The 21671-nt window shown below is 74.3% G+C and carries 12 protein-coding genes; 2 read left to right on the forward strand and 10 right to left on the reverse strand.

Going from position 1 to position 21671, the window contains the following annotated elements; translation table 11 throughout:
- Positions 1-19 precede the first annotated feature (19 nt).
- A complete protein-coding gene (locus ACFXGN_RS31210; protein ID WP_384865544.1) occupies positions 20-7786 on the forward strand; it encodes an amino acid adenylation domain-containing protein in 7767 nt (2588 codons plus the stop codon).
- Positions 7783-11709, forward strand: coding sequence for an amino acid adenylation domain-containing protein (locus ACFXGN_RS31215; RefSeq protein ID WP_384865546.1), 3927 nt, complete (start codon positions 7783-7785; stop codon positions 11707-11709). Before ACFXGN_RS31210 ends, ACFXGN_RS31215 begins: the two co-directional genes overlap by 4 nt.
- 114 nt (positions 11710-11823) lie before the next feature.
- On the opposite strand, the gene ACFXGN_RS31220 is transcribed toward ACFXGN_RS31215, so the two are convergent.
- The 10 genes from ACFXGN_RS31220 to ACFXGN_RS31265 form a co-directional block, all read right to left on the reverse strand.
- Positions 11824-13152, reverse strand: coding sequence for a sulfate adenylyltransferase subunit 1 (locus tag ACFXGN_RS31220; protein ID WP_384865548.1), 1329 nt, complete (start codon positions 13150-13152; stop codon positions 11824-11826).
- 2 nt (positions 13153-13154) lie between these two features.
- The gene (gene cysD / locus ACFXGN_RS31225; protein WP_384865550.1) at positions 13155-14090 is read right to left on the reverse strand and encodes a sulfate adenylyltransferase subunit CysD; all 936 of its coding nucleotides are present in this window, start codon (positions 14088-14090) and stop codon (positions 13155-13157) included.
- On the reverse strand, positions 14087-14647 hold the full coding sequence (cysC, locus tag ACFXGN_RS31230; RefSeq protein WP_384865552.1) for an adenylyl-sulfate kinase: 561 nt from the start codon (positions 14645-14647) through the stop codon (positions 14087-14089). Before cysC ends, cysD begins: the two co-directional genes overlap by 4 nt.
- Before the next feature lie 72 nt (positions 14648-14719).
- Entirely contained in the window at positions 14720-15694 is a 975-nt protein-coding gene (locus ACFXGN_RS31235; RefSeq protein WP_384865554.1) for an LnmK family bifunctional acyltransferase/decarboxylase, read from the reverse strand.
- A complete protein-coding gene (locus tag ACFXGN_RS31240; RefSeq protein ID WP_384865556.1) occupies positions 15691-16821 on the reverse strand; it encodes a histidinol-phosphate transaminase in 1131 nt (376 codons plus the stop codon). The genes ACFXGN_RS31235 and ACFXGN_RS31240 overlap by 4 nt, the downstream gene beginning before the upstream one ends.
- A 69-nt stretch (positions 16822-16890) precedes the next feature.
- The gene (locus tag ACFXGN_RS31245; RefSeq protein ID WP_384865558.1) at positions 16891-17121 is read right to left on the reverse strand and encodes an acyl carrier protein; all 231 of its coding nucleotides are present in this window, start codon (positions 17119-17121) and stop codon (positions 16891-16893) included.
- 53 nt (positions 17122-17174) lie between these two features.
- Positions 17175-18212 (reverse strand): 4-hydroxy-2-oxovalerate aldolase, encoded by a 1038-nt coding sequence (gene dmpG / locus ACFXGN_RS31250; protein WP_384865560.1) that lies wholly within the window; start codon positions 18210-18212, stop codon positions 17175-17177.
- Complete coding sequence (locus tag ACFXGN_RS31255; RefSeq protein ID WP_384865562.1) at positions 18209-19102, reverse strand: acetaldehyde dehydrogenase (acetylating); 894 nt, start codon at positions 19100-19102, stop codon at positions 18209-18211. Before ACFXGN_RS31255 ends, dmpG begins: the two co-directional genes overlap by 4 nt.
- A gap of 52 nt (positions 19103-19154) precedes the next feature.
- Complete coding sequence (locus tag ACFXGN_RS31260; RefSeq protein WP_384865564.1) at positions 19155-20003, reverse strand: 2-keto-4-pentenoate hydratase; 849 nt, start codon at positions 20001-20003, stop codon at positions 19155-19157.
- A gap of 979 nt (positions 20004-20982) precedes the next feature.
- A complete protein-coding gene (locus tag ACFXGN_RS31265) occupies positions 20983-21564 on the reverse strand; it encodes a helix-turn-helix domain-containing protein (RefSeq protein ID WP_384865566.1) in 582 nt (193 codons plus the stop codon).
- Between the last annotated feature and the right edge of the window lie 107 nt (positions 21565-21671).

Raw genomic sequence — 21671 nt, forward strand, 5'->3', positions numbered from 1 at the left:
CCGAGAGGCCGACACCACCGTGATCCCCCTGTCGTTTTCGCAGCTGCGGTTCTGGTTCCAGGAAGAGATGGACCGCGACGGCGGGTCGCCCCACGCCTCGATGGCGCTCCGGCTGACGGGCCCGCTGGACGCGGCGGCGATGCGCGAGGCGCTCCGGGACGTGGTGACCCGGCACGAGAGCCTGCGCACCGTCTTCCCGGTCACCGACGGAGCGCCCGGGCAGCGGATCCTGGAGGCGGTGACGGTCGAGCTGCCCCTGCGGCGGATCGCGGAGGAGGACGTCGAGGCGGCCGTGGCCGAGGCGGCCGGGCCCCCCTTCGACCTGGCGGGCGAGATCCCGCTGCGGGCCGTGCTGTTCGCCGTGGGCTCCCCCGGCCACCATGTGCTGGCGATCACCGTGCACCACATCGCCATCGACGGCTGGTCCGTCGCGCCCTTCCTCCGCGACCTCTCGGACGCCTACACCGCGCGGCTCGGCGGCCGGTCCCCTTCGTGGGACGAACTCCCCTTCCAGTACGCCGACTTCACCCTGTGGCAGCACAAGGAGCTGGGGGCGCCCGACGACTCCGGCAGTCTCTTCGCCGAGCAGCTGGCCCACTGGACCGGGGTCCTCGCCGACGCACCGGCCGAGACGGCGCCGCCCACCGACCGGCCGCGCCCCACCGACGCCACCCACCGGGCCGGAACCGTCCCCTTCGCCCTGCCGCCCGACGTCTTCCGGGACCTCTCCCTGCTCGCCCGTCAGCACGGCGCCAGCACCTTCATGGTCCTGCACGCGGCGCTCGCGGGGTTCCTGCGGCGGCTCGGCGCCGGTCCGGACGTCCTGGTCGGCAGTCCGGTCGCCGGACGCACCGACGTGGGTCTCGACGACCTCGTCGGCTGCTTCGTCAACACGGTCGTCATCCGGACCGACACCTCGGGCGACCCCGACTTCCACGGGCTGCTCCGCACGGCGCGGACGGCCGTCATGGCCGCGCTCGACCATCAGGACGTGCCCTTCGAGCAGGTCGTGGAGGCCGTCAACCCGGCGCGGTCGGCGGCCCGCCACCCGCTCTTCCAGGTCATGCTGAACCTGCGCAACGACGCGGGCGCCGCCGTGCGCCTCCCTGGCCTCGACACCCGTCTCCTGGCCCCCGTGCCCCATCGCACGACCGCCTTCGACCTGCTCTTCGACGTCGTGGAGACCAGCGGGACGCTCGAAGGCGCCCTGGTCTACGCCCGCGACCTCTTCGACCGGGCCACCGCCGAGCGGCTGGCCCGTTGCTTCACCGCCTTCCTCACCCGGGCGGTCGCCACCCCCGAGCGGTCCACGGGCCGTCTGGAACTCCTCTCCCCCGCCGAGGCGCGTACGACGCTGGAGACGTGGAACGGCCGGGACGTCCCGCTCCCGGCCGACTCCGTGCCGGAGCTGTTCCGGCGGCGCGCGGCCTCTGCGCCCGACGAGGTCGCGGTGGTCTGCGGCCCGTCCCGGCTCAGCTACGCGGAGCTCGACGACCGGGCCGAGTGTCTCGCCCGCCGTCTGCGCGCGGGGGGCGCGGGCCCCGAACGGCTGGTCGCCGTGGCCATGGACCGCTCCACCGATCTGGTCGTCGCCCTGCTCGCCGTCCTGCGGACCGGGGCCGCCTACCTTCCCCTGGACCCGCGCAACCCGGACGAGCGGCAGCGTACGGTCCTGGCGGAGGCGCGGCCCTGTCTGCTCCTGACGGACGAGGCCACCCGGGAGCGGGCCGGGGCCCTCACGGCGCCGCCGCCGGGGGGCGCGCCGTCCGGGGGCCCGCCGTCCGGCCCGCCGCTGGTCCTGGCCGACGACGACACCGGTCCGGGCGACACCGGTCCGGACGGTCCCGGTCCGGACGGTCCCGGTCCGGCGGGCGGACGGCCCGACGTCTCCGGTGACCGGGCCGCGTACGTGATGTACACGTCCGGCTCCACCGGCCGCCCCAAGGGCGTCCTGGTGACCCACCGGAACATCGTCGCGCTCGCCACCGATCCCTGCTGGGCGGCGGACGGTGGCCACAGCCGGGTGCTCGCCCACTCCCCGTACTCCTTCGACGCCTCGACGTACGAGCTGTGGGTGCCGCTGCTCGGCGGCGGCACGGTCGTGCTGGTGCCGCCCGGCGACTCCTCGCCCCGGGCGCTGGAGCGTGCCGCGGCCGAGGGCGACGCGAACAGCGCGTTCCTCACCACCGCCCTCTTCAATCTGCTGGTCGCGGAGGGAAGTCCGCTGCTCGGACGGCTCGGGCACGTCTGGACGGGGGGCGAGCAGCCGTCGGGCGGGGCCGTGCGGCGGATGCTGACGGACTTCCCGGACACCGCCCTGACCCATGTGTACGGGCCGACGGAGAACACCACGTTCACCACGTTCGGGCGCCTGGACCCGGGACGGGACGCGGACGGCGGCAGGCCGCCGATCGGCGGGCCCATGGCGAACACCCGGGTGTACGTCCTCGACCGGTGGCTCCGGCCGGTGCCCGTCGGGGTGCCGGGCGAGCTGTACCTGGCGGGCGCCGGACTGGCCCGCGGCTACCTCGGCCGCCCGGGGCTCACCTCGGGGCTCTTCGTCGCCGATCCGCACGGCGCGCCCGGCACCCGCATGTACCGCACGGGTGACGTCGTGCGGTGGACCGCCGACGGCCGGCTCGACTTCCTCGCCCGCGCCGACGACCAGGTGAAGATACGGGGCTTCCGCGTCGAACCCCGCGAGATCGAGGCGGTCCTGGAACGTCATCCGGCCGTCGCCCGCGCCGCCGTCCTCGTACGGGAGGACCGGCCCGGGGAACGCGTCCTGGTCGCCTACGTCGTCCCCGCCGGGGGCGGCGGCGATCCGGCGGCGGGCGTCGCCGAGCACGCCGGGCGGAACCTGCCCGACTACATGCTGCCCGTCCTCGTCGTGCTGCCCGAGGGGCTGCCCCTCACCTCCCACGGCAAGCTGGACCGGGCGGCGCTGCCCGCGCCCGTACGGAGCAGCGGCTCCCGTGCGCCCCGCACGCCCGCCGAGCGCCTGGTGTGCGGGCTGTTCGCCGAGGTCCTCGGGGTGCCGGAGGTGGGCGCGGACGACGACTTCTTCGCGCTCGGCGGGCATTCGCTGCTCGCCGTCCGGCTGGTGAACCGGCTGCGGGAGGTGCTGGACGACGGGATCGGGCCGCGCGCGGTCTTCGATTCGCCGACGCCCGCCGGGCTCGCCGGGAGGTTCGGGGCCTCGGGGACCGGCCGTGGCCCCCTGCGGCCCCGGCCGCGCGGGGAGGTCCTGCCCCCGTCCTTCTCCCAGCTGCGGTTCTGGCTCCAGGGCGAGCTGGCGGAGGGCTCCGCCTCGCACACCGTGACGACGGCCCTGCGGCTGACGGGCCGTCTGGACGCGGAGGCGCTCGCGGCGGCGCTCCGGGACGTGGTGACCCGGCACGAGAGCCTGCGCACCGTCTTCCCCGTCACCGACGGAGCGCCCCGCCAACTGGTCCTGGATCCCGCCGGGTTCGACCTGCCGGTGCGGGCCGTGCCGGAGGCGGACGTCGAGGCGGCGGTGCTCGCGGCCTCGGAGCACGACTTCGACCTGACGCGGGAGACACCCGTACGGGCCGAACTCCTCGCCCGCTCCCCTGAGGAGCACGTCCTCGTGGTCACGGTCCACCACATCGCCTTCGACGGCTGGTCGGCCGCCCCCTTCCTCCGGGACCTCTCCGGGGCCTACGCCGCCCGGCTGCGGGGCCGGGCACCTGACCTCCCCGAACTGCCCTTGCAGTACGCCGACTTCACCCTGTGGCAGCGGGCGGAGCTGGGTCGGCCCGACGACCCCGGGAGCCCCTTCGCCCGACAGCTCGCCCACTGGACCGGCGCGCTGGCCGGTGCCCCCGACGAGATCGCGCTGCCCGCCGACCGGCCGCGCCCTCCCGCCGCCACCCACCGCGCCGGGACGGTGCCGTTCCGGATCACCCCCGAGGTGCACACCCGTCTCACCGCCCTGGCGCGCGCGCACGGCGCGAGCGTGTTCATGGTGCTGCACGCCGTCCTGGCGGGCCTGTTGGGGCGGCTCGGCGCCGGGACGGACGTCCTGGTCGGCAGCCCGGTCGCCGGACGCACCGACAGCGGTCTCGACGAACTGGTCGGCTGCTTCGTGAACACCGTGGTGGTCCGCACCGACGTCTCGGGGGACCCGGACCTCGGCGAGCTGATCGACCGGGTCCGTCCCGGGGTCCTCGCCGCGCTGGAGAACCAGGACGTGCCCTTCGAGCAGGTCGTGGACGCCGTCGCGCCGGTGCGCTCGGCGGCGCGGCACCCGCTCTTCCAGGTCATGCTGAGCCTGCAGAACAACGCGACCGGCGCCGTGGAACTGCCCGGTCTCCGGGTCGAGCCGCTGCACCACGGGCGCTACCGGAGCGTCCCCTTCGACCTGCTCTTCGACCTCTCCGCGTCCCACGGCGGTCTCGACGGCACCCTCGTCCACTCCCTCGACCTCTTCGACCCCGCCACCGCCGGACGGATCGCCGGGTACTTCACCCGTCTCCTCGCCGACGCGTCCGCCCGCCCCGCCCTGCCCGTACGACGACTGGACGTGCTGTCCCCCGCCGAACGGCACACCGCCCTCACCGAGTGGTCCGGCCCCGGGACCGGTGGGGAGGTGCCGGACGGCTCGGTGCCCCGGTGGTTCCGGGAACAGGCCGCCAGGACACCCGACGCGGTGGCCGTGCTCCACGGCACCGACCGGATCACCTACGGGGAACTCGACGCCCGGGTGGACCGGCTGGCCGGACTGCTGCGGGAGCTGGGCGCGGGCCCCGAGCGGCTGGTCGCCGTGGCGACGGGCCGCACCCCCGACCTCCTGGTCGCGCTGCTCGCCGTGCACCGGACCGGTGCCGCGTACCTCCCGGTCGATCCGCAGCACCCCCGGGACCGGGTGGCGTCGGTGCTCGCCGAGGCGGCGCCGCTCCTGGTGCTCTCCGACCGCGCCACCCGCGAGGCGCTCGGCGGCGACGACTGGCTCGCCCTGGACGGCCCCCTGCCCCCAGGGGCCGGGAGTCCGGGCCCGGACGAACCGGTTCCGGCCGACGCCACGGCGTACGTCCTGTACACCTCGGGTTCGACGGGCCGCCCGAAGGGGGTCGCGGTCACCCACCGCAATCTGGCCCATCTGCTCACCGCCCTGCGCGCGCGGCTGCCGCTGGGCCCCGCCGACCGGCTGCTCGCCGTGACGACCGTCGCCTTCGACATCGCCCATCTGGAGCTGCTCCTGCCCCTGGTCCACGGCGCCGCGGTCGTCCTCGCCTCGCCCGACGAGGTGCACGCGCCGCACGCGCTCGGCGAGCTGGCCGGGCGGCACGGAGTCACCGCCGTCCAGGCGACCCCCTCCCTGTGGTCCGGCCTCGTCGCCGAGGTCCCCGAGGCGGTCCGGGGCCTGCGCGTCCTCGTCGGCGGCGAGGCCCTGCCCCCCGCGCTGGCCGCCGGTCTCGTCGCCCTGGCCGCCGAGGTCACCAATGTGTACGGGCCCACCGAGACGACCATCTGGTCCCTCGCCGCACCGATCGGCCCGCACAACGCACACCGCCCGCCGCTCGGCTCCCCGCTGGGCGACACCCGGGTGTACGTCCTGGACGAGACGCTGGGGCCGGTGCCCGTGGGCGTCCCGGGCGAGCTGTACATCGGGGGCGCGGGGGTGGCCCGGGGCTATCTCGGGCGGCCGGGGCTGACCGCCGAGCGGTTCGTCGCCGATCCGTACGGTCCGCCCGGCGCCCGTCTGTACCGCACCGGTGATCTGGTCCGGTGGACGTCCGAGGGGGAGCTCGACTTCCTCAGGCGGGCCGACGACCAGGTGAAGCTGCGCGGCTTCCGCGTCGAGCCCCGGGAGATCGAGGCCGTCCTCGACCGGCACGAGCGGGTCGCCCGCAGCGCCGTGGTGGTGCGCGAGGACCGGCCCGGTGAGCGGCGGCTCGTCGCCTACGTCGCGCTCGCCGGGTCCACCGGTAGGGACGGCGGCCTCGTTCCGGAGCTGACCGGGTGGGCGGGGCGGGCGCTGCCGCCGTACATGGTTCCCGCCGCCGTCGTCGTGCTTCCCGGCGGGCTGCCGCTCACGCCGAACGGGAAGCTCGACCGGTCCGCGCTGCCCCCGCCGGACGAACCCGCCGCCCCGGCTCCGGGGGCGCGGGAGCCGGACACCCCCGCCGAGAAGGTCCTCTGCGAACTGTTCGCGGCCGTCCTGGGACGGCCCCGGGTCGGCGTCGAGGACGACTTCTTCGCGCTCGGCGGCGACAGCATCGTGTCGATCCGGCTGGTGTCCCGGGCCCGCTCACGCGGTCTGGCCCTCTCCACCCGGGACGTCTTCCGGTACCGCACCGTCGCCGCCCTGGCCCTCCACGCGAAGGAACGGCCGCCCAAGGCCGGTACGGCGGCGGCGCCGCACGGGACGGGGGCGTCCGCCCCGGTGGCGGCGGCCGTCGAGGGCGCGGCGGCCGTCGAAGTACCGCTCACCCCGATCATCCACTGGCAGCGCGAACGGGGCGGCCCCGTCGACGGCTTCCACCAGTCCGTGCTCGTCCGGACCCCGGCCGATCTGTCCTCGCGGCGGCTGCGGGAGCTGCTCCGGGCGCTGCTCGACCGGCACGACGCCCTGCGGACGCGTCTGCGGCGCACCCCCGAATGGCACCTGGACGTGCTGCCGCGCGGTGCGGTGGACGGGGCCGACCGCCTCGTACGGGTCGACGCGGCCGGGTGCGGTGCCGGGGAGCTCGCGGACCTGGTCCGCGCCGGGACGGACGCGGCGCGGCGGCGGCTGGCGCCGGGCGAGGGGAACATGCTCCAGGCGGTGTGGTTCGACGCGGGTCCCGGACGGCCCGGACGGCTCCTGCTGATGATCAACCACCTGGTGGTGGACGGGGTCTCGTGGCGCGTCCTGCTGGAGGACCTGAGCACCGGCGCCGCCCCGCGCACGGCCGGGCCGGACTTCACGCCCGTGTCGTTCGCCGACTGGGGACGCCGTCTGGAGCGGGAGGCGCGGCGGCGGGCGGGTGAACTCCCCTTCTGGCTGGGTGTCGTGGAGGGCGCGGGCGATCTGGTGCCCGGTGCGGACCTCGTGGCCGGCCGTGATGTGGAGGGCTCGAAGCAGTGGGTGACCCGGATCCTTCCCGCCGAGCGGACGGAACCGCTCCTGGCCCGGGTGCCCGCCCGGCTCGGCGTCGGTGTGAACGCGGTGCTGCTCGGCGCGCTGAGCACGGCGGCGGGACGCTGGCGCACGGCGGACGGCCCCGGCGGCGGCCCGCCGTTCCTCGTGGACGTGGAGGGACACGGGCGTGAGGAGATCGCCGACGGCCTCGACCTGTCGGCGACCGTGGGCTGGTTCACCAGCATGTTCCCCGTACGGCTCCCGGGGCGGCCGGGCGATCCGGACGGCACGGTGTGGGCGGTGGACGAGCAGCTCGGGCGGATGCCCGACAAGGGACTCGGCCACGGTCTGCTGCGCCATCTGCGTCCGGAGACCGCGCCCGTGCTCGCGGCGGGGCCCCGGGCGCAGTTGCTCTTCAACTACCTGGGCCGCTTCGACCGGCCGGAGGAGTCCGACTGGGGGCTGGCGCCGGAGTCCGGGGCGGTCTCCGGGGGCGGCGACCCCGAGATGCCCCTGACGCACCTCCTGGAGGTGTCCGCGGTCGTCCTGGACCGGGGTGGCCGACCGGAGCTCCACGTCGGCTGGGCGTATCCGCGGGCCCTCCTCGGGCGGTCCCGCGTGGAGGCCCTGGCGGACGCCTGGTTCGAGGCCCTGGAGACCCTGACCGCACGTACCGGCGAACCGGGAGAGACGGCGTGACCACAGCGGACCGCATCCACGAGCAGCCCCCCGAGCACACCGAGCACGCCCACGAGCACACCTCCGGGTACGCCCACGGGGGGACGCCGAGACCGTCCCCGCTCCAGCAGGGGCTGTTCTTCCACACCGCGTTCGACGCGGACGGCCAGGACATCTACACCACCCAACTGGTGCTGGACTTCGAGGGCCCGCTCGACCCGGCACTGCTGCGGGAGGTCTGCCAGGTGCTCCAGGACCGGCACGACAGTCTGCGCTCGGGGTTCCGTACGGACGCGTCGGGCGCCCCCGTACGGTTCGTACGGTCCCGGGTCGGGGTGGACTGGCGGACGGCCGACCTCACCGGGGCGGCGGCCGACGGGCGGGAGGCCCGGGCCGTGCGGCTGGTCGAGGAGGAGCGGCGGCGGCGCTTCGACACCGCCCGGCCGCCGCTGCTCCGCTTCCTGCTGATCCGGCTGGACGACACCCGGTGGCGGTTCGCGCTGACGAACCATCACATCATTCTGGACGGCTGGTCCGTCTCGGTCCTCCTCGACGAGCTGTTCCGGCTGTACGGCGCGGGGGCCGGTGCCGCCGGGGCGCGTCCGCTGCCGCCCGCCCCCTCGTACACCTCCTATCTGGAGTGGCTCGGCGAGGTGGACCCGCGCTGGTCCGGGGACGCCTGGGCGGAGGCGCTCTCCGGGATCGAGGGGCCGACGCTGGTGGCCCCCCGCGCGCGGGGCGCGGGCACGGTGGTCCCCGAGCGGGTGGTGCGCGCGCTGCCCGCCGGGGTGACGGCCGCGCTGACGGACCGGGCGCGGGAGGCCGGGGTGACCCTGGGCACGGTGACGCAGGTGGCCTGGGGGCTGGTGCTGCGGCAGCTCACCGGGCAGGGCGACGTGGTGTTCGGGACGACGGTGTCGGGCCGGGCCGCCGAGGTCGAGGGCGTCGAGACGATGGTCGGCCTGCTCATCAACACCGTTCCGGCGCGGGTGCGGGCGGACCCCAGGGACACGCTGCTCGACCTCGTCGAACGGGTCCAGGACGAGCAGCTGGACCTTCTGGAGCACCATCACGTCGGGCTGACGGAGATCCAGCGGCGGGCGGGGTTCGGGTCCCTGTTCGACACCACGACGGTCTTCGACAACTATCCGACGGGCTCGGGGGAGCGCCGTCTCGGCGAGGCACTGCTGGTCGGCGTGTCGGGGTTCGACGCCACCCACTATCCGCTCTCCCTGATCTGCGTGCCGGGCGAGGAGCTGGGCATCCGGCTGGACTTCCGGCCCGATCTGCTCGGACGCGGCACGGTGGAGGGGATCGCCGGGCTCTTCGCCCGGATCCTGACGGCGGTCGCCGAGGATCCGCACCGCACGGTCGGGGAGCTGCCGGTCCTCTCGGACGGCGAGCGCCGAAGGGTGCTGGAGGAGTGGAACGCGACGGACCGGCCCGTGCCGCCGACCACGCTGCCCGCCCTGATCGAGGCGCGGGCCCGGCTGGTCCCGGACGCGCCCGCCCTCGCGTACCGAGGGCGGACCTCCGGTCACGGGGAGCTGAACCGCCGGGCGAACCGGCTGGCGCGCGTGCTCCTCGCCGAGGGCGCGGGCCCGGAGACCCGGGTGGCCCTGGCGCTGCCGAGGAGCGCTGACATGGTCGTCGCCCTGCTCGCCGTGCTCAAGGCGGGGGCCGCCTACGTGCCGGTGGACGTGCGCTATCCGGCCGACCGGGTGGCGCGGATGCTGGGTGACGCCCGGCCCCGGCTCGCGGTGGTCACCGGGGCGACCCGGGGCGTGCTGCCCGAGGGGACGGCCGCCCTCGTCCTGGACGATCCGGACGTGGTGCGGCGGATCGGGGAGCGGGAGGACACGGACGTCGTGGACGGGGAACGGCCGGAACCGCTCCTGCCCCGGCACCCCGCCTACGTGATCTACACCTCGGGCACCACCGGCGTCCCGAAGGGCGTGGTCGTCGAGCACGCCAACGCCGTCAACTTCGTGGCGACCGTCGAGGACCACTTCGGGCCCGGGGGCATGGCCCGGGTGCTGGCGTCCACCTCGCTCAGCTTCGACGTGTCGGTCTTCGAGATCGTGACGACGCTGGCGCTCGGCGGGTGCCTGGAGCTGGTCGACGACCTGTTCGCCCTGCTGGAACGGGACGGCTGGGAGGGGAGCCTGGTCAGCGGTGTCCCCTCGGCGATGGCGAGCATCCTGGCGGGCGGCGCCTTCGAGGTGTCGGCGCCGCACGTGGTCCTGGGCGGGGAGGCGGTGCCGCACGCCCTGCTGCGCGAGCTGGGCGACCGGGTGCCTGGCTGTGCGGTCACCAACATCTACGGCCCCACCGAGGCGACCACCTATTCGACCTGGTGGCGCGGGAGCGCCGACGACACCGGGGGTGATCCGCCGATCGGCCGTCCGGTGCCCAACGCCCGGGTGTACGTGCTGGACCCGTGGCTCCGGCCGGTGGCGGAGGGGCGGCCGGGAGAGCTGTACATCGCGGGCGCGGGCGTCACCCGTGGCTATCTGAACCGCCCGGCGCTCACCTCGGAGCGGTTCGTGGCCTGCCCGTTCGGGGCGCCCGGCGGCCGGATGTACCGGACGGGCGATCAGGCGCGGTGGCGGCCGGACGGGCAGCTGGAGTATCTGGGCCGGCTCGACGGGCAGGTGAAGGTCCGGGGGTTCCGGATCGAACTCGGCGACGTGGAGGCGGCCCTGCTGCGGCACGAGGACGTGGCGCGGGCGGTCGCGGTGGTGCGGGAGGACCGGGCGGGCGGTCCCCGGCTGGTCGCGTACGCCGTCGCGGGCGGGCCGGGGGCGGCGCTCGACGGCGCGGAGCTGCGGCGTTTCCTCCGTGACGCGCTGCCGGACCACATGGTGCCGTCCGCGGTGGTGCCGCTGGACCGGTTCCCCCTGATGCCGAACGGGAAGCTGGACCGGTCGGCGCTGCCCGCTCCCGTGTACGGCTCCGCCGTCCGTCGCGGGGCGGCCCACGCGCACGAGGAGCCGCTGTGCGCGCTGTTCGCCGAGGTGCTCGGGGTGGAGCGGGTCGGTCCGGACGACGGTTTCTTCGATCTGGGCGGGCACTCGCTCCTGGCGACCCGGCTGGTGAGCCGGGTGCGGGCGGTCCTCGGCACCGAGCTGTCGGTGCGGGCCCTGTTCGAGGCGCCGAGCCCGGCGGCCCTCGCGCGGCTGCTCGACGGCGGGGGGGACGGTTCCGGTCTGGACGTACTGCTTCCGTTGCGGACCGGCGGACGGCTGAGGCCGCTGTTCGCGGTGCACGCGGCGAGCGGTCTCGCCTGGCCGTACGCCCGGCTGCTGCCGCACCTGGATCCCGAGGTGCCGCTGTACGGGCTCCAGGCACCGAGCCTCGCCGATCCGGAGGGCGGTGCGCGCGAGCCGGAGGAGCTGGTGCGGGAGTACGCGCGGCGGATCCGGGAGGTGCAGCCGGAGGGGCCGTACCGGCTGCTCGGCTGGTCGGTCGGCGGGACCCTCGCCCACGGGGTGGCCGTCGAGCTGGTGGAGGGCGGGCACGCGGTGGAGTTCGTGGCGCTGCTCGACTCGTACCCGGCTCCCGAGGGGGGTCTGCCGGGCTGGGAGGAGACGCACCGGCACGTGGCCGGGTCGGCCGGGTTCGCCGTGGACGGGACGCCCCCGGAGCAGATCGCGCTGCTCGGGGAGCGGGCGGTGGAGGGCGCGCGGATCGCGGTGCGGGCGGCGGTGGACGCGCTGCGGGCGGCCCCGGCGCGGACGCGCGGGGTGGACGTGCTCCACTTCCGGGCCGCGTCGGACGGCCCGGGAGCCGACCCGGACGCCTGGCGGACGTACGGCGGCGGGCGCCTCTGGTCCTTCGACGTCGCCTGCGGCCACTACGAGATGCTGGACCCCGTTCCGCTCCGCACGATCGGCGAGGTCCTGTCCGACCGGGCCACGGGAGGGACGGCGGCGGGGCGGTGAGCGGCGCGGCGGAGCCTCCCGGAAACCCCTCGTCCCCCGGCCCCGGAGCCGGGGGACGGGGGACGGGGGACGGGGGACGGGGGACGCTGAGGATGTCCGTACGGTCCGGGCGGGTCAGAAGTCCCAGCCGTCGTCCTCGGTGGTGTCCGCCGACGGTTCGGGGGCGGCGAAGGACGCGCCGACCATGCCCGCCGTCAGGGTGGTGCCGTCGCCGGGGTCGATCAGGATGAACGAGCCGGTGCGGCGCGAGTCCGCGTAGGGGTCGACGGGCAGCGGCTCGGCGGTGCGGATCCTGACCCGGCCGATGTCGTTGGCCACGAGCCGTCCGGAGTGGGGGCGCAGGGTCAGGTCGTCCAGGGTGAGCCGGGCGGGGATGTCCTCGACGATGGCCTTGACCGTACGGGTACCGTGCTTGAGCAGCACCCGGTGGCCGACGGTCAGTGCCCGGTCGGCCACGTGGCAGACGGTCGCCTCGATGTCGTGGGTGGTGGCCGGGGCGTCCGCGGTCGGCACGATCAGGTCGCCGCGCGAGACGTCGATGTCGTCCGCCAGGAGGACGGTGACGGACTGCCCGGTCCGGGCGGCGCCGACCGGTCTGCCCAGGAGGTCGATGCCGGAGATCGTCGTCGTACGGCCGGACGGCAGGATCGTGACCGGTTCGCCGACGTGGAGGGAGCCGGCCGCGATCCGGCCCGCGTAGCCCCGGTAGTCGGGGTGTTCGGCGGTGCGGGGCCGGATGACGTACTGGACGGGCAGCCGGGCCCCGCGCCGGTCCTGGTCCCGGCCGACCCGCACCGTCTCCAGGTGTTCCAGCACCGTCGGGCCGCTGTACCAGTCCATGACCGCCGAAGGCCGCACCACGTTGTCCCCGGCCAGTGCCGAGATCGGGATCGCGGTGACCCCGGTGACGCCGAGTCCGGCGGCGTACTCGGTGAACTCCGCCACGATCGTGGCGAACACCGGCTCGCTGTGGCCGACCAGGTCCATCTTGTTGACCGCGAGGACGACCCGGGGGACGCGCAGCAGGGCGGCGATGGCCGCGTGGCGGCGGGTCTGCTCGACGACGCCGTTGCGGGCGTCGACCAGGATCACGGTCAGTTCGGCGGTGGACGCGCCGGTGACCATGTTGCGGGTGTACTGCACGTGGCCGGGGGTGTCGGCCAGGATGAACCGCCGCTTCGGGGTGGCGAAGTAGCGGTAGGCGACGTCGATGGTGATGCCCTGTTCGCGTTCGGCGCGCAGACCGTCGGTGAGCAGGGCGAGGTCGGGCGCCTCCTGCCCGCGGCCCGCCGACACCCTTTCCACGGCTTCCAGTTGGTCGGCCAGGACCGATCTGGAGTCGTGGAGGAGACGGCCCACCAGGGTGGACTTGCCGTCGTCGACGGAGCCGGCGGTGGCGAACCGCAGCAGGGTGGCGGACGGGAGTTCCGTGGTCCTGGTCATGCTCAGAAGTACCCTTCGCGCTTGCGGTCCTCCATGGAGGCTTCGGAGAGCTTGTCGTCGGCGCGCGTGGCGCCCCGCTCGGAGAGCCGGGACGCGGTGATCTCCGCGATCACCTGGTCCAGGGTCACCGCCTCGGAGTCGACCGCGCCGGTGCAGGACATGTCGCCGACGGTGCGGTAGCGGACGAGCCGTTTCTCGACGGTCTCGCCGTCCCCGGGGTCGCCCCAGTCGCCCACCGGCAGCCACATCCCGGAGCGCCGGAAGACCTCGCGCTCGTGGGCGAAGTAGATCCGGGGCAGTTCGATGTCCTCGCGGGCGATGTACTGCCAGACGTCCAGCTCGGTCCAGTCGGAGAGCGGGAAGACCCGGACGTGTTCGCCGGGGGCGTGGCGGCCGTTGTAGAGCTGCCACAGTTCGGGGCGCTGGCGGCGCGGGTCCCACTGCGAGAACTGGTCCCGGAGGCTGAACACCCGTTCCTTGGCGCGGGCCTTCTCCTCGTCGCGCCGCCCGCCGCCGAAGACGGCGTCGAACCCCCGCGTCCGGATCGTCTCCGTCAGCGGCAGGGTCTGGAGCGGGTTGCGGGTGCCGTCGGGGCGTTCCTGGAGGACGCCCCGGTCGATGTAGTCCTGTACGGAGGCCACGTGGAGGCGCAGTCCGTGCGCCGCCACCACCCGGTCCCGATACGCCAGGACCTCGGGGAAGTTGTGTCCGGTGTCGACGTGCAGCAGCGAGAAGGGGACCGCCGCCGGGGCGAAGGCCTTCAGCGCCAGGTGCAGCATGACGATGGAGTCCTTGCCGCCGGAGAAGAGGATCACCGGCCGCTCGAACTCGCCCGCCACCTCGCGGAAGATGTGCACGGCCTCCGACTCCAGCAGGTCCGCGTGGGTCGGTGCGCACGGGTCGTCGGTGCTCTCGTACGGTGTGGTCGCCGTCGTCATGCCAGCCCCTTCTCCCGCAGCAGCGCGACCAGCGCCTCCGCCGACTCCGTGCTGCTCTGCTGGTGTGCCGGGATCCGCAGATCGGGTGTGTCCGGCGGCTCGTAGGGGTCGTCCACGCCGGTGAGGCCGGTCAGCTCGCCCCGCGCCTGCCGGGCGTACAGGCCCTTCACGTCGCGCGCGGCGCAGACCTCGACCGGGGTCGCCACATGCACCTCGACGTACGCGGTGCCCGCGGCGGCGTGGTGTTCGCGGACGGCGTGGCGGGCGTCCGCGTAGGGGGCGATGACCGGTACCAGTACGGTCACGCCGTGGGAGGCGAGCAGTTCCGCGACGAAGCCGACGCGGCGCACGTTCGTCTCCCGGTCCCGGCGGGAGAAGCCGAGGTCGGCCGTCAGCCGGGCGCGCAGTTCGTCGCCGTCCAGGACGTGGGTCCGGCGTCCGGCGGTCCGCAGGGCGTCGGCAGCGGTCCGCGCGATCGTGGTCTTGCCCGCGCTGGGCAGGCCGGTCAGCCATACCGTCGCGCCGACGGCGCCGCCGTGCGTGAGGTCGTCGGTCATGTGCTCCATCCGGGGTGCGGTTCGGCGGGGAGGGCTTCCGGTGCGGGCGGATCGCAGGCGGGAGCGGGGGGGTCAGTCGCCGTCCGGGGAGCGACCGCCCGCCGTCCCGGTCTCGATCGCGGTGACGGCGACCAGGTGTCCGGTGGCGGTGTCGCGCAGGGCCATGTCGGCGATCTCGACGTCCGGGGACGCGGTGCACCGCCAGTGGCGGACCGTGACCTCGAAGACGGTGCCGGGGTCGGCGTTGCCGAAGTAGCCGATCTTCTGGTCGGTCACCTTGCGCCGCAGGAACTGTTCGTCGGTGCGTCCCAGGGAGCGCCACAGGCGCAGCAGCATCGTGTCGAAGACGGAGAAGTACGAGGCGAAGTACATGAGTCCGGCGCCGTTGAGGTCGCGCACGACGTCCAGTGTGTAGGTGAACGTCCGGGGCTCCCCGGCCTCCTGGAAGCCGGGGGGACCCTCGGGGTGGAAGCTTCCGGTGGACCGGGCCCTGCCGACGAAGGCCCGGGGGGAGTAGGCGTTGGGGAGCGGGGCCAGGTCCTGGTAGCCGAAGTCCGGGGGCGTCACCTGGGCGAGGCCCCGGTTGCTGCCCGCCGTGGTGCGGGCGATCCACCGGTTGAAGTTCTCGGCGTAGAGGCAGTCCGGGTGCGGGTGTTCGTACACCTCCGCCGGGTCCAGCGGCCCGTCGGGGAGGTCCAGTCCGGCGGGGGCGAGCCGGTGCAGGGTGATGACCGACTGGTTGCCGAACTGGAACGACCGCGAGTCGACGCGGAGTTCGTCGCCGAAGGTGAGTCCGTGGGGATGGACGACGTCCCCGCCGCGCACGCGGTAGTAGTAGAAGGACAGGTAGGCGGGGTCTCCGTCGGCGGTACGGGCGGCGTGCACGTTGATCCGGCAGGACTCGCTCACCACCTCCCAGGTCCAGTCCCCGATGCGGCCGAACAGCAGGGAGCCGCCGCTGCACATGCCCGGTGCGACGACCACGTGCCGGGACAGTCCTGACCCGTCCGGGAGCAGTGCGCCGGGCGCGGTGTGAAGAGTGGTCATGATGCCTCCGCCGTCGTTCGGAACTGCCGTGTCTGTCCGGTGCCGGGGGTGGCCGTCGGCCGTGCGGAGCGCCATGCGTCGGCCGCGGCGAGGAAGTGGTCGTCGTCCTCGGCGGTTCCGACCGACACGCGCACGCCCAGGCCGGGGAACGCCCGTACCGCGATGTCCCTCCGGGCGCACCAGGCGCCGAAGTCGGCGGCGAGCGGGCCCAGGGGGAGCCAGAGGAAGTTGGTCCGGCTGTCGGGGACGTCCCAGCCCCGGCGGACGAGGGTGTCGCGGACCCGGGTGCGTTCCGCGACCGTGCCGTCGACGCGCCGCAGCAGTTGGTCGGCGAGTCCGAGGGCGGCGACGGCCGCGTGCTGTGCCACGGTGCTGACCGCGTAGGGGAGGCACGCCTTGCGCAGTTCCCGGACGAGGGGGGCGTCCCCCACCAGGTATCCGGTGCGCAGTCCGGCGAGTCCGTACGCCTTGGAGAAGGTGCGCAGCACGACCAGGTTGGGGTGCTGGGCGCAGAGGTCCAGGGCGGTGGAGGGTGCCGGTCCGCGGGCGTATTCGTGGTAGGCCTCGTCGACGGCGACCAGGCAGGTGGGGGGTACGGAGGTGAGGAAGGCGCGGAGTTCGTCGTGGGCGACGAGCGTGCCCGTCGGGTTGTTCGGGTTGCAGACGATCACCAGGCGGGTGCGGGGGGAGATCCGGTCGGCCATGGCCCGCAGGTCATGGGTCTGACCGGCCAGCGGCACCTGGACGGATTCCACTCCGGCGAGGGCGGCGAGCGTGGGGTAGACCTCGAACGACGGCCAGGCGTAGACGGCTTCGGCGCCGGGGTCGGCGACCGACTGGAACAGCGCCTGCAGGAGGGCCAGCGATCCGGCGCCGACCGCGATCCGGTCCTCCGTGATCCCGTGGGCCTCGGCGAGGGCGTGCGTCAGCGGTCCGCAGCCGGGGTCCGGGTAGCGGTTCACGGTGGCTCCGGCCCGTGCGACGGCCTCGACGACACCGGGCAGCGGGGCGTGCGGCGACTCGTTCGCCGACAGCGGGCGGGTCGTCGCGGCCGGTCCGTGGAGGCCCGGGGAGGGCCGGTAGGGGGCGAGGGTTCCGAGAACCGCGCGCAGGGACGGGTGAGACATGGGACTCCCGGTGGAGGGGGGCACCGCCCGGCCCGGTCGTGCGGGCGGTGCCCGGGTCGGCGGTGTGGCTCAGTCACCCGGCCGCCGGTCCGCCATCAGACGGGCCACGTCGGCGAGGGTGCGGGCGTCGAGGAGTTCGTAGTCGTGGACCTCGATGCCGAGCCGCTCGTGCAGCGCGGTGGACAGTTCCAGCACCGCCAGGGAGTCGAGGCCCACCTCCTCACGGGTGGCGGTGGGCGCGAGGTCCTCCTCACGTACGTGCAGTTCGCTGACCAGGATGTCCTTGAGTACGTCGTACACGGTCGGCTTCTCCCTCGCTGTCCTCGTCCGACGGAGCCGCGGGCTCGCGGCTCTCACGCACCGCGGGCCGCCTTGAGCGCGAGGGCCACCTCGACGATGAGGTCCTCCTGCCCCGCCACGGCCTGTCTCCTGCCCAGCTCGAAGAAGACGTCGCGCGGATCGACGTCCTCACGGCGCGAGATGTCCAGGACCCGGGTCTTGAACCCGGAGAACACTCCGGCCAGGCCGCTGACGACGCTCACCGAGTCGATGGTGGGCGGCGCCGGCATGAGTTCGCGCTCGGCGATGTCGGCCGCGTCCAGGAGTCCGTACAGGTCGATCCCGGTCGGGAAGCCCATCCGTTCCAGTACGGGCACCAGCACTTCGAGCTGGGTGTTTCCCGCGCCCGCGCCGAAGCCCCGGGCGCAGGCGTCCAGGATGTCCGCGCCCGCCTCCACGGCGGCGACCGAGTTGGCGACCGCCATGCCGAGGTTGTTGTGGGCGTGGAACATCACCGGGACGTCGACGGCCTCCCGCATGGCGCGGACGCGTTCGGTGACGTCGGCCGGGAGGTAGTGGCCGGAGGAGTCCATGATGCCCACCGCGGTCGCGCCGAACTCCACGAGCCGGGCGCATTCGTGTCCCAGCCGTTCGGGGCTCGCCATGTGGCTCATCAGGAGGACGGCCTGGGCCTCGGCGCCTTGCTCGCGGAGGAAGCCGAGGTGCCGTTCGGCGAGGTCGCCCTCGGTGCAGTGGGTGCCGATCCGCACCACGTCCACCTCGTGGGCGAGGGCCCGTTCGAGGTCGGAGGTGGTGCCCCAGCCCGGCAGCATGAAGACGGCCATCCTGCTGTCCGTGAGGGCCTCCCGCACGATGGACAGCATCTCGTCGTCGCCGGTGCGGGCCTGCCCGACCTGGAGGGAGGAGGCTCCCAGGCCGTTGCCGTGCCCCACCTCGACCACGGGGACGCCCGCGGTGTTCGCCGCCCGCGCGTAGGCGCGCAGTTGTGCCCCGTCCAGTTGGTGGCGGACGGCGTGATGACCGTCGCGCAGGGACGCGTCGTGGATGAGGACCGGCTTCCGGGTGCCGCCGGGAGGGGGTGCCGCGCTCATGACGTCTCCGTACGGATGCTCGCCGGGCCGCCCGCCGCGCATCGTTCGGCGACGTGGACCGCGGCGGAGTTGATGATGTCGAGGTTGCCCGCGTACCGGGGGATGCGTCCGCCGGAGGAGGTGACCTCGGCGGCGACGAACACCTTGTTCTCCTCCACGACGCACGCGGTGATCCGGTAGCCGCCCGCGAAGGAGCGGACCTGCTCGGCCGCGGTGGTCACGGCGGCGTTCACCGATGCCGTGCCGAAGCCCTCCCCCAGCATCGACATGGCGACCCGGAAGGTCGCCGGAGGCTTGGCCGGGCTGATGTTGAGGATCGCCTTGACGTCCTTGACGCCGGTGAAGTCGCGTACCGCGTCCTGCGTGGTCTCGATGTACTCGTCGAGGTTGAGCCGGGTGGAGCGTCCGACGCTGGGGCTGGCGGCCGTGGTGACGACCTCGACGTAGTCGACCCGGTGGGTCTGGGTGATCGCGTGCAGGATCGGTATCGAGGCCTGGCCGCCGCAGCTGATCATGTTGATGTCGTCGCAGCCGAGGACCTCCGCCGCGTTCACGCTCGGGATGACCATCCGCCCCACCTTGCTCGGGGTCAGGTCCACGAGCTTGGTGCCCGACAGGCTCAGGCGTTCCGCGTGCTCGGCGTGGGCCAGGGCGTTGGTCGCGTCGAACACGATGGCGAACGGCTCGGGAGCGTCCAGGAGGGAGTCGATCCCCCGTGTCCCGATGGGAAGGCCGAGTTCGGCCGCCTGTCGCAGGCCGGGCGTCTTCTCGTCGCGTCCCACGACCAGACCGCAGTCGAGGAACTCCGAACGCATGATCTTCTCGGCCAGATCGACTCCGATGAGGCCGGCGCCGAGGACGGCCACGGGCAGGCGCCCGTTTCGCTTCATGGCTGCATCGCCCTTCCCTGTCTAGAGATTCGCCTTGGGGCGCGGGAGTGGTCTACGAGTCGCTGTTGTCGCCGCTGCCGTCGGGGGTTCCGCTGTCACCGGTGCCGTCGATGCCGCCCAGGTGAAGGGTGACGGTGCCCAGTCGGTCGAACTCCGCCACGAAGCTGTCGCCGGGGCGCATCGGGACGGCCGCGTGGAGGGCGCCCGTCATGATCAGCTGGCCCGTTTCGAGCGTCACGCCGTGCTCGCCCAGGACGTTCGCCAGCCAGGCGACCACCGCGGCCGGGTCTCCCAGGGCGGCGGCTCCGGCTCCGGTCGCCACGAGGTCGCCGTTGCGGGAGAACGCCATGCCGATGAGCCGGACGTCGCAGTCGTCGGGCAGCGCGACGGGCGGGCCGAGCACGACCGCGCCGTTGGACGCGAGGTCGGCGACGGTGTCGGCGAGCTTGATGCGCCAGTCCTCGATCCGCGAGTCGACGATCTCCAGGCCCGCCATGACCTCGGCGATCGCCTCGCGGGCCTCGGCCACGGTGACGCCGGGCCCCTTCAGGGGCGCGCCGAGCCGGAAGACGATCTCCGCCTCGACCTTGGGCGCGATGAACGCGTCGCCCGGGGCGGTGGCCCCGTTCTCGTACACGGTCGAGCCGAGCACCGGTCCGTAGTCCGGGGTGCTGACGCCGAACAGCTCCTGCATCGGGACGGAGGTGAGTCCCGCCTTGTAGCCCACGACGGTGTCGCCGGTCGCTGTCAGCAGCGTGACCAGTTCGCGCTGGACGGCGTAGCCGTCGTGCACGTCCAGCGTCGGACGCCCGTCGGTGAAGGGAGGGATCGGGCGGCCCGTCGCACGTGCTTCGAAGAGTGCCTTGGCCATGACTCTGGCGTCGTCCACCGAGATGTTCACTCTGCTCCTGTCAGAACGCGTCGCACCTGCCACGGGCCCACCGGTCGTCTGTGCGCGGACCGTCCCGTGTTCGACGCTCCGGCGTCACCCATGGCGTCGGCCGGCCTCCGACGGACCGCCACCGGCACCCGGGGAACACGGGGTCCGTGACGTGCGGACCGGATCACTCGGATCAGCGGAACGGATCCGGGCGAGGGGAGCACGGCCGCGAAGCCCGGGGCCCGCCCCCTCGTTTCGCGTCTCACGGTAACGACGAAGGCGGCGGCGCAGAAGGTTTCATCAATGCTTATGAGTCCGGCAATTGAGCATATTCGCCGTTCCGTCTCCCCTGCAAAGGGAGTCAACTGGAGGCAATTCTCCCGCCAAACGTGAACTACGTCACCGAGGAATTCTCATATGCGCCATCCCCCCATGGAAATGCGCCAGGGCGCGCCGAGGAGGCGCGGGGCATGGAAGGGAGGAGGGACGGCCCGAGCGGCCACGGTTCGGGGCGGGGCGGGGCGGCGGGCTCACGAAGCGGTCGGGGTGCGGGAGAGCACGGGCCCACCGGATCGTCGTCCGGCGTCGTCGTCCGGCTCGGGGGGGTACGGCTCAGGGGGTACGGCCACGGCTCCGGGGCGCGCTCCCCGCCCCGGTTCCGGGGCGCGCTCCGTGCGCCGGGCATGGTTCCGCCGCCGGTCGTGGCGGCCGACCGGCGGCGGGGGCGAGGGCGGGCGCGTCGCGGTGGTGGGCGCGTCGCGGTGGTGGCGGACGGCCGGGCGGCGACGGTCCCGCGTGGTGGTGCCACACGGGCGGTGGGCTCGGTCGGGGCACGCGGAGGCGGGCTACGGCGGTGGTCCGGCGAAGGGCCCGGCAGTGGTCCGGGGGCGAGTCCGGCAGCGGGTCCGGCAGCGGGCGCCTCAAGGGTGGCGGTCGGCGTCCCCGGGGTCGCGCACCGGCGATGGGCGCCTCGGAGATGGGCACCTCAGCCGTGGACGCCTCAGCGGACCACGCGCCAGGGGCCGTCCACCGGGTCCGTCCGCTGCATTCCGGCGGCCAGCCGCTCCCACTCGCGGGCGTAATGGCTCATCACCTCGGTGAGCGCGTGGGCGCAGTGCGGGGGGACGGCCGCCAGCAGCTGCTCGCCCGCCGCGAGGCCCTGGGCCTGTCCGTTGAGCCAGCGCAGCAGGGCGCGACCGCTGTCCGTGAAGCGGATCGAGGGGTCGTTGGACAGCACGTCCATGGCCCGTACGCGCATCCGCGCGGCTCCCCGCGAGGCGGGGTCCACCGGGACCGGGAGGGAGGTCAGGCCGGAGCGGCGCTGGGGTGCCGCGACCACGAGCGAGGTGAGGTACGGGGGGTCCTCGCGGACGGTCACGGGGGCGGGCGCCGGCTCGTCGGGGTCGGGATCGGCCGGGCAGGACCGCAGTTCCTGGCGGAGGCGGTGGGCGGTGCTGACCGAGACTCCGGCCTCCTGGGCGACCTCGCGCAGGGTCGCGCGGGGCCGCTCCGCGAGCAGGGAGCGGGCTTTCCTGCGCCGCTCCGGCATGTCGGCGGGGCGGGCCCGGCCGTCCCGGCCCACCCGGGGGACGTCGGCGTTCGACTGAGGAGATTCCTCCGGAGGAAAGAAACACCCCCAAGCCCCCCACCCCCCAAGCCGCAACCCCCCCGCGGGCGGGGGGGGGCCCG

It is taken from the genome of Streptomyces sp. NPDC059247 (assembly GCF_042754005.1).
Taxonomy (GTDB): domain Bacteria; phylum Actinomycetota; class Actinomycetes; order Streptomycetales; family Streptomycetaceae; genus Streptomyces.

Excerpts from the sequence above, each read along its gene's own strand:
- ACFXGN_RS31220 (WP_384865548.1), bottom strand. The coding sequence starts at position 13,152 with ATGACCAGGACCACGGAACTCCCGTCCGCCACCCTGCTGCGGTTCGCC.
- cysD (WP_384865550.1), bottom strand. The coding sequence starts at position 14,090 with ATGACGACGGCGACCACACCGTACGAGAGCACCGACGACCCGTGCGCA.
- cysC (WP_384865552.1), bottom strand. The coding sequence starts at position 14,647 with ATGACCGACGACCTCACGCACGGCGGCGCCGTCGGCGCGACGGTATGG.
- ACFXGN_RS31240 (WP_384865556.1), bottom strand. The coding sequence starts at position 16,821 with ATGTCTCACCCGTCCCTGCGCGCGGTTCTCGGAACCCTCGCCCCCTAC.
- dmpG (WP_384865560.1), bottom strand. The coding sequence starts at position 18,212 with ATGAGCGCGGCACCCCCTCCCGGCGGCACCCGGAAGCCGGTCCTCATC.
- ACFXGN_RS31235 (WP_384865554.1), bottom strand. The coding sequence starts at position 15,694 with ATGACCACTCTTCACACCGCGCCCGGCGCACTGCTCCCGGACGGGTCA.
- ACFXGN_RS31255 (WP_384865562.1), bottom strand. The coding sequence starts at position 19,102 with ATGAAGCGAAACGGGCGCCTGCCCGTGGCCGTCCTCGGCGCCGGCCTC.